11 protein-coding genes are annotated in these 13148 nt (G+C 36.8%); 9 read left to right on the forward strand and 2 right to left on the reverse strand.

Annotated elements, in window-relative coordinates:
- The first annotated feature begins 160 nt into the window (after window positions 1-160).
- The 4 genes from FORMB_RS09990 to FORMB_RS10005 all read left to right on the forward strand — a co-directional run bounded on the left by FORMB_RS09990 (window position 161) and on the right by FORMB_RS10005 (window position 5074).
- A complete protein-coding gene (locus FORMB_RS09990) occupies window positions 161-1093 on the forward strand; it encodes an ABC transporter ATP-binding protein (RefSeq protein WP_069677317.1) in 933 nt (310 codons plus the stop codon).
- A complete protein-coding gene (locus FORMB_RS09995) occupies window positions 1090-2394 on the forward strand; it encodes an ABC transporter permease (protein WP_069677318.1) in 1305 nt (434 codons plus the stop codon). Before FORMB_RS09990 ends, FORMB_RS09995 begins: the two co-directional genes overlap by 4 nt.
- Window positions 2395-2435: 41 nt before the next feature.
- Window positions 2436-3599: a sigma-54-dependent transcriptional regulator gene (locus FORMB_RS10000; RefSeq protein WP_069677319.1), complete on the forward strand. Its 1164-nt coding sequence runs from the start codon at window positions 2436-2438 to the stop codon at window positions 3597-3599.
- Between the two features lie 71 nt (window positions 3600-3670).
- Window positions 3671-5074, forward strand: coding sequence for a M20/M25/M40 family metallo-hydrolase (locus FORMB_RS10005; protein WP_069677320.1), 1404 nt, complete (start codon window positions 3671-3673; stop codon window positions 5072-5074).
- A gap of 6 nt (window positions 5075-5080) precedes the next feature.
- Here the strand turns inward: FORMB_RS10005 and FORMB_RS10010 are convergent, their stop codons facing one another.
- Both FORMB_RS10010 and kdsA read right to left on the reverse strand, forming a co-directional pair.
- Complete coding sequence (locus FORMB_RS10010; RefSeq protein WP_197493466.1) at window positions 5081-5959, reverse strand: hypothetical protein; 879 nt, start codon at window positions 5957-5959, stop codon at window positions 5081-5083.
- Between the two features lie 5 nt (window positions 5960-5964).
- Window positions 5965-6783, reverse strand: a complete 819-nt coding sequence (gene kdsA, locus FORMB_RS10015; RefSeq protein WP_069677321.1) for a 3-deoxy-8-phosphooctulonate synthase — start codon at window positions 6781-6783, stop codon at window positions 5965-5967.
- 114 nt (window positions 6784-6897) lie between these two features.
- Here kdsA and typA point away from each other — a divergent pair, with 114 nt between their 5' ends.
- The 5 genes from typA (at window position 6898) to FORMB_RS10040 (ending at window position 13136) form a co-directional block, all read left to right on the forward strand.
- Window positions 6898-8697: a translational GTPase TypA gene (gene typA / locus FORMB_RS10020; protein WP_069677322.1), complete on the forward strand. Its 1800-nt coding sequence runs from the start codon at window positions 6898-6900 to the stop codon at window positions 8695-8697.
- Window positions 8697-8927 carry a uroporphyrinogen decarboxylase gene (locus FORMB_RS10025; protein WP_069677323.1) on the forward strand — a complete coding sequence of 77 codons (231 nt, stop codon included), beginning with the start codon at window positions 8697-8699 and terminating at the stop codon, window positions 8925-8927. Before typA ends, FORMB_RS10025 begins: the two co-directional genes overlap by 1 nt.
- A gap of 113 nt (window positions 8928-9040) precedes the next feature.
- Window positions 9041-10330 carry an O-antigen translocase gene (locus FORMB_RS10030; RefSeq protein WP_069677324.1) on the forward strand — a complete coding sequence of 430 codons (1290 nt, stop codon included), beginning with the start codon at window positions 9041-9043 and terminating at the stop codon, window positions 10328-10330.
- A gap of 34 nt (window positions 10331-10364) precedes the next feature.
- A complete protein-coding gene (locus FORMB_RS10035) occupies window positions 10365-11978 on the forward strand; it encodes a phosphoethanolamine transferase (RefSeq protein ID WP_197493467.1) in 1614 nt (537 codons plus the stop codon).
- 51 nt (window positions 11979-12029) lie between these two features.
- Window positions 12030-13136 (forward strand): glycosyltransferase, encoded by a 1107-nt coding sequence (locus FORMB_RS10040; RefSeq protein ID WP_069677326.1) that lies wholly within the window; start codon window positions 12030-12032, stop codon window positions 13134-13136.
- Window positions 13137-13148: the final 12 nt, after the last annotated feature.

The raw sequence follows: 13148 nt of genomic DNA on the forward strand, positions 1-13148 counted from the left end.
AAGAAACAGATTTGAGGTCTAAGTCCGTTGTAAATATATATATAAAATCCGTACATCCAAAAATATATGTGATGTTAACAGTCCTAAATTAATAGTGACAGTTTTACTTTTTCAGTGTAACTTTTCTTATATTGTTACGTCTTATACCAAAACACATTAAATGAGTAACCTTTTAGAAACCAAAGAAGTTTCAAAATATTTCGGTGAGTTCCAAGCCTTGGACGCCGTCTCTATACAAGTACCCAAACACAGTATTTTTGGATTGTTAGGTCCCAATGGCGCCGGGAAAACCACCCTCATTAGAATCATCAATCAAATTACCATGCCCGACACCGGATCGGTTTTTTTAGATGGGGAACCTTTACAGTCTCACCATGTGCAATACATAGGCTATTTGCCAGAAGAACGTGGGCTGTATAAATCCATGAAAGTCGGGGAGCAAGCCTTGTATTTGGCACAACTCAAAGGCTTGTCGTATTCGGAAGCGAAGAAGCGCTTAAAATACTGGTTTGACAAACTAGAAATAGGCCATTGGTGGGACAAAAAAGTAGAAGAACTCTCCAAAGGAATGGCGCAAAAAATTCAGTTTGTAGTCACCGTTTTACACCAACCCAAACTGTTGATTTTTGACGAGCCGTTTTCGGGATTTGACCCCATCAACGCCAATCTTATAAAAGACGAAATTTTGCAATTGAGAGATGAAGGCGCAACCGTTATTTTCTCCACCCACCGAATGGAATCGGTGGAAGAATTGTGTGATCATATCGCCCTAATTCATGAATCCAAAAAAATATTAGATGGCAAACTAAACGACATCAAACGACATTATAAAACAAATTCTTTTGAAGTAGGGCTGCTGACAGACAACAAACGCGCATTAGAACAAATCATTAAATCGAAATTTAAAGTCACTCCAGCAGATTTTAAATCCCTGCATGATGATTTAAAACTGAATATTTCATTAGGGTCAGAAGGGACCTCCAATGATTTATTGACGTTTTTAACGTCGCAAGCACAAGTGCTCCATTTCAATGAATTAATTCCAAATGCGAGTGATATTTTTATTCAAACCATCCAAAATAACAAGTCATGAATCACCTTCCACTAATTATCAAACGTGAGTATCTGACTAAAGTGCGCAACAAATCGTTTATACTCATGACATTTTTGACGCCCCTCATTATGATAGCCCTGTTTTTATTTGTAGGCTATTTGTCGAGTGTCAATAACGATACTGTCCGTACCATCTATGTTTTAGACGAAACGGATTTCCTTTCGGAATCCTTCAAAACTAACGATCAAACAATTTTTAACCACCTTTCTGAAGTTGATTTGGAAACTGCCAAAACACTCGCCAATCAAGAAGGCGCTTATGGCTTGCTTCACATTCCTAACACCCCTTTAGAAACGGTGTCGAGCGCCATTCGGTTTTATTCTGAAGAATCGCCTTCCCTTTCATTTATATCTTCTTTGGAATCGAAAATCGAAAACAAATTATCCGAACTAAAATTACAAAATGAAGGAGTTGATTTAGCACTCATTGAATCCTCTAAAACCAATATCGAAATCAATCAAGAAAGCTTTGAAGGCGTAAAAACTTCCAAGGTGGGGAGTGTTATGAAATTGATCTTTGGCGGTGCAGCTGGCTATTTGTTATTTATGTTTATCATTATCTATGGAAACATGATCATGCGCAGTGTGATTGAAGAAAAAACCAGCCGTATTATCGAAGTAATTATTTCCTCAGTAAAACCCATCCAACTGATGATGGGGAAAATTATTGGGACCTCTTTAGCAGGAATTACACAAGTTACCACTTGGATTGTTTTAGGTGCTATTTTACTTTTCTCAGCATCTGCCATTTTTGGAGTTGACTTGTCTCAAAGTCCGCAACAAGACATGGTAAATGAAACGCTTTCAAATCCAGAATCCACCGACAAAATTCAAATGATTGTCAATGAATTTAGCGCCCTTCCAATTGGGAATTTAATAGTGGCGTTTATCTTATTTTTTATAGGAGGATATCTGTTGTACAGTTCGTTATATGCGGCCATTGGTGCTGCGGTGGACAACGAAACGGACACCCAACAATTTATGATTCCCGTATTGATACCCTTGATTATAGGGGTTTATGTGGGAGTGTTTACCGTGATTGAAGATCCGCATGGCACCATTTCAACCGTATTTTCATTTATACCATTTACCTCTCCTGTGGTGATGTTGATGCGGATTCCGTTTGGTGTTCCGTTATGGGAACAAATCGCCTCGCTTTTAATTTTGATAATGAGCTTTGTAGTTACAGTATGGTTCGCCGCAAAAATCTACCGTATTGGAATCTTGATGCATGGCAAAAAGCCAACCTATAAAGAACTTTATAAATGGTTGAAATATTAATTTGAATGAAACGTTATTAATGCATACTAAATCAACACCAAATGTCTAGAATTTTAATCATTGAAGATGAAGCCTCCATCCGTCGTGTCCTTGTCAAAATACTGACGGAAGAGAATGCTCAATACCAAGTGTTTGAAGCCGAAGATGGCTTGGTCGGTACCGAAATGATTAAAAAAGACGATTTTGATTTGGTATTGTGTGATATTAAAATGCCCAAAATGGACGGAGTTGAAGTTCTGGAAGCAGTCAAAAAAATCAAACCAGAAATTCCGATGGTGATGATTTCAGGGCATGGCGATTTAGACACGGCTGTGAACACCATGCGCATGGGTGCCTATGATTATATTTCAAAACCACCCGACTTGAACCGTCTGCTGAATACCATTCGAAATGCACTGGACCGCAAACAATTGGTGGTCGAAAATAAACGTCTCAAACGGAAAGTCAGCAAACAATACGAAATGGTTGGTAACAGCCCCGAAATTGAGACCATCAAATCAATTATTGATAAAGTAGCGCCTACCGAAGCACGCGTATTGGTGACAGGACCTAATGGTACTGGAAAAGAATTAGTAGCCCATTGGTTGCACCAAAAAAGTGACCGCGCCAAAGGGCCTATGATTGAAGTGAATTGTGCGGCAATTCCTAGTGAACTAATTGAAAGTGAATTGTTTGGGCATATTAAAGGCGCATTTACAAGCGCTCATAAAGACCGTGCAGGAAAGTTTGAAGCCGCCAATAAAGGGACTATTTTTCTTGATGAAATAGGGGATATGAGCCTCTCCGCGCAAGCAAAAGTATTACGTGCTCTGCAAGAAAGTCGCATCCAACGTGTTGGGAGTGATAAAGACATCAAAGTAGATGTGCGGGTGATTGCTGCTACAAATAAAAACCTTAAAACAGAAATATCAGAAGGACGTTTCCGTGAAGACTTATACCACCGTTTGGCAGTTATTTTAATTAAAGTACCGCCACTAAACGATCGTAGAGATGACATTCCTGTATTGGTCGATTATTTTGCAAATAAAATTGCCTCGGAACAAGGAACCGCTAAAAAGAGTTTTTCGGCAGAAGCGCTTAAATTGCTTAAAGCCTATGATTGGACAGGAAATATCAGGGAGTTAAGAAATGTGGTTGAACGGCTTATTATTCTTGGAGAAGCGGAAGTTACCGTTGCAGATGTCAAGGCATTTGTGAGTAAATAATCAAGTTTTGTGTCAATCTTAACACTAGATTCATTTACATGGCTTAGTTTTACTTTTATAAAATTTAGATTATGAAATACCTAGCACTCATTATTTTCTGTTTTTTAACGCTCGGTTTGAATGCGCAATCCGATGCAGATTATATCAAAACAATCTATAAAAACACCTTAACCAATGGTCAAAGTTACCAATGGTTAGATTATTTATCTAACGAAATTGGAGGCCGTTTATCAGGATCTTTAAATGCCGAATTGGCAGTTGAATATACCAAAGAAGAATTAGAAAAATTAGGCCTCGACCGTGTTTGGTTGCAACCTGTCATGGTGCCAAAATGGGTGCGAGGTACGCCTGAATTTGCCTATATAGAAACGGCGCCTGGGAAAACTATTTCTGTGAATATATGTGCTTTGGGAGGATCGGTTGCTACTCCGCTTCAAGGTGTGAAAGCAGAAGTGATTGAAGTGCAAGGCATAGAAGAATTAAAAGCCTTGGAGCGAAAAGATGTGGAAGGAAAAATCGTATTTTTCAACCGTCCCATGCAAGCCGATTTGATCTTAACTTTTGAAGCCTATAGTGGTTGTGTCGATCAGCGTTACAATGGGGCAGAAGAAGCTGGTAAACTCGGAGCAGTTGCCATGATTGTGCGTTCTATGAATCTCAGAATGGACGATTTGCCTCACACGGGAGCAATGTCTTACGGAGATGCACCTGTATCTAAACGGATTGCTTCGTCAGCGATTAGCACCAATGATGCCGAAATGTTAAGCGGTATGCTAAAGATCGATTCAAGTCTTAAATTATTTATCAAACAAAGTTGTCGTCAATTAAAAGATGTGCAGTCTTACAACGTGATTGGCGAAATTACAGGGGCTGAATTTCCAGAGGAAATCATTACCGTCGGCGGACATTTAGATTCGTGGGATTTAGGGGATGGTTCGCATGACGATGGTGCGGGTTGTGTCCAATCTATGGATGTACTGCGCTTATTGAAAATTTCGGGAATTAAACCCAAACGAACGATCAGAGTTGTATTGTTTATGAATGAAGAAAATGGATTAAGAGGTGGTAAAGCGTATGCGAAGGAAGCCACACGAAAAGGGGAGAATCATATTTTTGCCTTAGAAAGTGACTCAGGTGGGTTCACACCTCGAGGCTTCACTTTTGATGGCCCCGATTATAAAGTGGATCAAATCATGCAATGGAAGCCTTTGTTTGAACCCTATCTTATTCATTATTTCAAAAAAGGAGGCAGTGGTGCCGATATTGGTCCCTTAAAAAAAAACACGAATGTGTTGGCAGGATTGCGTCCAGATTCACAACGTTACTTTGACCACCACCATGCGGCGAATGATACTTTTGATGCCGTTAATAAACGTGAATTAGAGTTAGGAGCCGCCACCATGACGTCCTTGGTTTATTTGGTAGATAAATATGGACTGAATACCATAACGAAAATACCACAGTTAAAGGACTAAAGTTTCTTATTTTACTAACTGAAAGATGTACCCAAAAGAAATGTTTCTTTGGTAAAAGAAAAATTCTTGAGAAGCAGAGTCTGCTGTGGATCTAGTAGTTCGTATGTCCGACATATCAATATAGCCTGCTTTAAATTCCGCTTGTACAAAAAAGTGGTCAAACAAAGTTAAATTGACACCCGCCTTAAAAGACAGTCCAAATCCTGCCAAGTGAAATTCATCATTTTGCTCTTTAGAAAGTAAGGTTGAATTGGTTTTTGGGTATAAAATTCCTGCACCAAAAGATTCTAACAGATTCAGTTGTATTTTTTTGGAATTCCATTTTAGATAATCCCCAAGATTATCAACTCTTGAAATCTCAACATTTATATAGTTGAGTCCATCGGTATGTTCAAATTCCAAGAAATCCTCATCAATGTATATAGGTGCATTGTCATACACACCGTTGAATTCTGAGAGTGGATCGTCTAAGTCAATATAACCATCAATCGTGGCGGGTTGTTGCTCTACCATGATGTATTTCATGTGATCGTCTCCTATAGAAATGTTCCAATTGTCATGAAAATAATACCCTATTCTTGCCACGGTTTGCGGAATGGTGATGTTTGTAGGATTTAAATACACGTCTGCATCCCACGGGTTTTGACGGTCTTTGGCAGCCACATCATAGAGTGTAAATTCATAATCGTCCCCTCTAAAGGTGATGTCTGAATAGCTGTATTGTGCTTTATTCCATCCCCAATAAAAATAGAATTTACCTTTATTTTGGGTTTTAAAACTAGTTTCGATGGTGGGTGTTTCCATAGAAATTTCAAGAGGCGTTTCTTGAGAATATCCTTGAATACTGAATCCAAATAATAAGCAAATGAGGAGTGCCTTTTGCATAGGTTCTAAAGGGAATTTATAGTGCGTCTTATGGCGCTTAAGTTGGTAAGTAATTTTTCTAAATGGTCGATGTGAAGCATATTGGCACCATCACTTTTGGCATTGGAAGGGTCAAAATGTGTTTCGATAAATAATCCATCCACATTATTAACAATGCCTGCGCGGGCAATGGTTTCAATCATATCTGGACGACCACCGGTCACGCCACTTGTTTGGTTGGGTTGTTGTAGCGAGTGTGTCACGTCCAAAACAGTAGGTGCAAAAGCACGCATTGTTGGAATGCCACGGAAATCAACAATCATATCTTGATAGCCAAACATGGTGCCACGATCGGTAATCCATGCCTTTTCGTTTCCAGCATCTTTCACTTTTTGAACGGCATGTTTCATGGCTTCGGGACTCATAAATTGCCCTTTTTTTAAATTCACAACTTTTCCTGTTTGAGCCGCTGCGACTACAAGGTCGGTTTGTCTTACTAGAAACGCAGGGATTTGTAATACATCTACATACTGAGCTGCCAAGGCTGCATCCGATACTTCATGAATATCGGTGACGGTTGGGATGTCAAAAGTTTCGGAAACTTTTCTAAGAATTTTCAAGGCTTTTTCATCACCGATTCCTGTAAAGCTATCAATTCGACTGCGGTTTGCTTTCTTAAAACTGCCTTTAAAAATGTAAGGAATTTTTAAGTCATCAGTAATTTTACACACTTTTTCTGCAATTTGAAGCGCCATTGTTTCGCTTTCAATCGCACAAGGTCCTGCTAACAGGAAAAAATTGTCCGAAGTTGTATGTTTTAATTTTGGAATATCTTGAAGATTCATTGCTGTAAATTTATGCTGCAAATATAATCAAAATTAAAAGGTGTTTTAAAATTAATAAGCAGTACTAAAGTAAGAAAATTAAATGTAACTTTGCACGCTTAAAACAAGGCACTTATGGCTAATGTAAAAAATATCGCAATTATTGCACACGTCGATCACGGAAAAACAACCTTGGTTGATAAAATCATGTATCACTGTCAACTGTTTCGTGAGAACCAAAATACAGGTGATTTAATTCTGGATAATAACGATCTTGAACGTGAGAGAGGTATTACGATCACAGCTAAAAATGTTTCCGTCATATATAAAGATACCAAAATCAATATTATTGATACGCCTGGTCACGCCGATTTTGGTGGTGAAGTAGAGCGTGTATTGAACATGGCAGATGGTGTGTTGTTGTTGGTAGATGCTTTTGAAGGCCCTATGCCTCAAACGCGTTTTGTGTTACAGAAAGCAATTGACCTTGGTTTAAAGCCTTGTGTAGTGATTAATAAAGTCGACAAAGAAAACTGTACTCCAGATGAGGTACACGAAAAAGTGTTTGACTTGATGTTTGAATTAGGAGCAGAAGAGTGGCAGTTAGATTTCCCAACGGTATATGGTTCCGCCAAAAACAATTGGATGAACCACGATTGGAAAGACGAAATAGATAATATAGAGCCTTTATTAGATATGGTGATTGAACACATTCCTTCGCCAAAAATTCCTGAAGGAAATACCCAGATGTTAATTACATCTTTAGATTTTTCATCCTTTACAGGTCGAATTGCCATTGGTCGATTGACGCGTGGTGAATTGAAAACAGGACAGCAAATTTCGTTGGTAAAACGTGATGGAAGCATCGTGAAGTCCAGAATAAAAGAACTTCATGTATTTGAAGGTTTAGGTAGAAAGAAGATTGAAGAAGTTCAAACGGGTGATATTTGTGCCATTGTGGGCCTAGAAGGTTTTGAAATTGGTGATACGGTAGCGGATCTTGAAAACCCAGAAGGGTTAAAAACGATTGCTATTGATGAGCCAACAATGAGTATGTTGTTTACAATTAACGATTCTCCTTTCTTCGGGAAAGATGGAAAGTTTGTAACTTCAAGACATATTAAAGAGCGCCTGGATAAAGAATTAGAAAAGAATTTAGCACTACGCGTGAATGCAACGGATAGTGCCGATAAATTTATGGTATTTGGAAGAGGTGTATTACACTTATCTGTACTTATCGAAACGATGCGTCGTGAGGGGTATGAACTACAAATCGGACAGCCACAAGTAATTATCAAAGTCATTGACGGCGTTAAATGCGAACCAGTTGAAGAAATGACGATTGATTTACCAGAATCTGTTTCAGGTAAAGCGATTGAAATGGTAACGATGCGTAAAGGTGAAATGCTCAGTATGGAAGCGAAAGGCGATCGTATGGTGTGTGAGTTTTTAATTCCATCTAGAGGGATTATCGGAATGCGTAATCAACTCTTGACGGCTACGGCTGGTGAGGCGATTATGGCACACAGATTTAAAGAATACCAGCCACTTAAAGGTGGAATTCCAGAACGTCAAAATGGATCCTTAGTTTCTATGGAATTAGGTCAAGCCATTCCTTATTCTATTGATAAATTACAAGATAGAGGTAAGTTTTTTGTAGATCCAGGCGAAAGCATTTACGAAGGTCAAGTGATCGGCGAAAATTCTCGTGGAGACGATATGGCTATTAATATTACAAAAACTAAAAAGTTAAGTAATGTCCGTAGCTCTGGTGCAGATGATAAAGCTAAGATTGTTCCAGCAATTAAATTCTCTTTAGAAGAAGCTTTAGAATACATTCAAAAAGATGAGTACGTAGAAGTAACGCCTAAGTCGTTAAGGTTACGTAAGATATACCTTACTGAAGTTGACCGTAAGCGCAACAAAATCATATAATGAATTTTTTAGAAACTCACGCGACTGAATTCGTAGGTTATTTAGCAATGCTGTTGTTATTGATTTCTTTTTTGATGAAAGATATCAGACGCTTACGGAAGCTAAACACGGTCGCCTGCGCGTTGTTTGTTGCCTATGGTTTTATGTTAGCAACCTCTTGGCCGATTATTATTTCCAATGCATCTATCATGGGAATTAATATATATTACCTGTTTTTGAAGAAAAATTAGTATTTTCACACGATTAACTAACTTGTCATATAAGAATTTAGTGGGCCTAATGTGCTGCACTAATATTCAATGTTAGTTATCGTGTGTTATATTAATAGTTCTAATGAGCCAATTTGAAGTTACCTAAATTCATACGTAATAATTTAATTCTAAAGATCACTTCACTCAATTCATTGGTTGTGGGGGCGCGACTTTTGATGTCGTTAGTCGTTCAGAAATTGTTGGCGGAGTACACAGGACAAGCGGGGATTGCCAAAGTAGGGCAGTTGCGCAACATCTCCTCGATACTCATGAGTCTCACGTCTCTGGGAACCTTTAACGGCGTTGTGAAGTATGTTTCAGAGTATAAGTCCGATCAAAAAAACTTACTCAAATTATTTTCAACCTTATATGTTTTTAGTTTCACGGCAAGTGTCGTGTTATTTTTTATACTGTTTTTTGGAGCCTCTTATTTCTCTCATAAATTATTTTTATCAGATACGTATGCCGTTGTTTTTAAATTGATGGCTGTTGCGGTTCCTTTTATTTCAATGAATCGAATTTTTAGTGGGGTTATAAACGGAATTTCGGACTATAAGAAACACACTAAAATTGAGTTTATTTCTCATTTTCTTGCAGCAGTTTTGTTGCTCGTCAGCCTTTATTTCTACTCCTTAAAAGGGGTGTTAGTAGCCATTGCACTGACGCCGATTATTCAGTTTGCAGTGCTAATAATTATCTTTGGAAAACTTTTAAAAGACTATGTTGATTTCAAATCAATCACCTTTAAAATTCCTTTTTTAAAGCAGCTTTTAGGGTTTACGGCCATGTCTTTTGTAGCAACGGTACTTTCAAATTACGTTGAAATTGATTTAAGAACACTCATTTTAGATAGAATTAGTGAAGCTGAAGCGGGCTCATGGACGGCAATGAACTCCATTTCAAAAATTTATATGCAATTTTTAATTGCAATTTTCTCTCTCTATATTTTACCCAAGTACGCAACTATTAATACCTCATTTGAGTTTAGAATAGAAATAAAAAAAATTTATACATCATTAGTACCACTTGTTTTTATAGGGATGGTTTTAGTGTATGTCTTAAGAAATGTATTAATCGAAGTTATTTTTACAGACGCTTTTATGGGAATGGCTATTTTATTTAAATGGCAATTGGCAGGGGATTTTGTTCGCTTTATTGCGAATGTATTATCCTACCAGTTTTTAGCTAAAAAACAAATCAAATATTTTGTATCGACACAACTGATTGGATTGGCTATGTATTATGTTTTTGGCAGATACTATTTAAGTTCCTTTGGTACCGAAGGGGTTGTAATGGCTCTATTTGTTAGTAATTTAATATATTTAGGAATTGTATTTTTTGTTTTAAGAAATACCTTTTTTGGAAAAAACAGAGATATATAAAAGGATAGGAGCGGAAATGTTTAATCAAACAGAAATGACTAATTTTAAAATTACAAAAAAAATCTTTTATCAGTTTTTGATACCTGTTTTTGTTGCTGTGATTTTTGAGCTTATCTATAAAGAATTTGAAGTTTCAACAGTTTATAATTTTCTAGAAAATAGTTTATTTTCTATTCTATTAGTAAGCCCCGTTTATTTTATTGTGAATCGTAAAATCCAGCTAGGATATACATCACTCACGTTTCTTCTATTTTGTTTTGCAATTTATTTTGAAACGGTTTACTACTACTTTTTTGAAGCCTATTTAAGTGCATCTTCACTATTTGTGGTATTAGATTCAAACAGTTCAGAAGCAGCAGAATTCCTTAATTTTTATGTCGATCATAAAGTCATCATCTTTTCCGTTTTGATGCTGGTCGTGATTGCAACATCGCTTATAAGGTTTAAAATCATTCTGACTCCTTTTAATAAATCATCAACACGGACGAGGGTTAAGGTGTCAATTTATATGTTGGTTATATTAGCATTCCTTAAGTTCTCTGGACTAATCGTTTACAACCTTGCTTATTTAATACTAAAATCTTCGAAAGAGTACACAGTAGAATCCAATAAACTTGGCGCCTATAAAACAAATAAAACTGGAAATTTCACCAATGTCTCTCGACTGGACAACCAAGAGAAAGAGGTTTATGTGATGATTTTAGGAGAATCGACCACCCGTTCGCATTTTAGCTTGTATGATTATTACAGACCGACAACACCCAAACTAAATTCTTTAAAAGAGGAGCTGTCTATTTACAATGATGTCATCAGTCCACATGCACATTCGATTGCTTCCATCACTAAAATACTCACACTTGGGAATTATGAATATCCAGATAAAATTGGGGATGGCTCTATTATTCAACTCGCAAATAAGGCAAACTTTGAAACTGTATGGTTGTCCAATCAGAGACCCATTGGAATCTATGAAAGTCTAGTCACCAAAATTGCTTTATCCTCCGAAAAAAGTAAATTTCTCACCACCACATTTGGTGTCCATAATAAAGTAAAAGATGCCGAGCTTTTACCTGAATTAGAAACCATTCTGTCGGACGATTCCTCTTCCAAAAAATTTATCATCATTCATCTTATGGGAACACATGTTAGCTATGCCAACAGGTATCCCGACACTTTCAATAAATTTAAAGACACCCCCTTAAGTAATTATAAATCTGATGAAATATCCAAAATAATTAACCACTATGATAATGCAGTGCTGTACACTGACTTTGTGGTTTCTGAAATCATCCAAAAAATTAAAGCTCTAAACACCAAAAGTTTTGTGTTATATATGTCAGACCATGGGGAAGAATTATTTAAAGATCACAACATGGCAGGTCACAATGAGGATGTTGGGACAAAAGACATGTATGATGTTCCTTTTTTATTATGGCAGTCTGCCACTTATAAGAAACAAAAGCAGCTTACAGTCGACGAGAATAGATCCTATATGCTTGACGATTTGTTTCATGGGCTTGCAGATCTATTAGATATTTCAGCTCACGAAGTTGAGCCCGAACGAAGTATTTTTAACGATTCCTTCAAAAGCCGAAAAAGAATCATTTTAGAGTCTTCAGAATATGACACGTATTTTAATTTAGATTAAATTTGAAAACAACTATTATATTATGAATCTCAGTAAAATCTCATTTAAATTTTGAGTTCTTCAAACACTGCAAAAAAAAAGATATGCATTGTCACCTCTTCTTTAGGGAAGGGGGGCGCCGAAAAATCGTCTGCAGTATTGTCAATTTTGTTGGACAAGTTAGGTTATGAGGTTCATGTCATCAGTATTCTTAATCGTATAGATTATGACTATAAAGGAACGTTGTTAAATTTAGGAGCCTTAAAAGATAAGGATGCTTCTTTTTTTGGAACACTAAAAAGGTTCACCGTTTTTTTAAATTATCTAAGATCACATAACTTTGATTTTATTATTGATAGCAGATCACGACCGAGTATTCTCAAACAATTCTTAATAAACAAAGTACTCTATGTCAATGAAAAAGTAATTTTTATAGTTCATAGTGCGTTCCTCAAAAATTACATTCCTGATAATAAATTTATTGCAAAGTACTTATACAGTAATGCATTCAAATTTGTAACGGTCTCAAAGACTATAAAAACGAAGCTTACAAACAAGTATCATTTTGAAAATGTAAAAGCCATTCATAATGCTGTTGATAAACCTCAGATGACTGCTCTCACGGAATCTTTACTGCTTCCAGAAAACTTCATGCTATTCTTTGGTAGAATTGAAGATGAAGTAAAAAACCTGACATTGCTAATTGATAGCTACAAACATTCCGATTTAATAGATAACAAGATAAAATTGGTTATTCTTGGGGATGGAAATGACAAACTAAAATTAGAGAAAAAAGTGCAAGTATTGAACTTGTCGGAACATATAATATTTTTCTCATACACCAAAAACCCGTATCCAATTGTTAGTAAAGCCATGTGTACTGTGCTTTCGAGTCATTACGAAGGATTTCCCACTATGCTTGTTGAAAGCCTGTCTTTGGGGACTCCAGTCATTTCTGTAAACTGTGAATCTGGTCCCTCTGAGATTATTTTAGACACACATAATGGACTCTTAGTTGACAATCATAATCCTGATTTAATGGCTGAGGCGATGAATCGTTTTGTAACGGATAAAGAACTCTATAACCAATGTAAGAAGAACGCTAAAAATAGTGTTGAGAAATTTTCTATGGAAAACATTTCTATGGACTGGAAGCGACTTATCGAAAACCTATCTTAGGTAACCTCTTTA

The sequence above is a fragment of the Formosa sp. Hel1_33_131 genome (assembly GCF_001735745.1).
Taxonomy (GTDB): Bacteria; Bacteroidota; Bacteroidia; order Flavobacteriales; family Flavobacteriaceae; genus Hel1-33-131.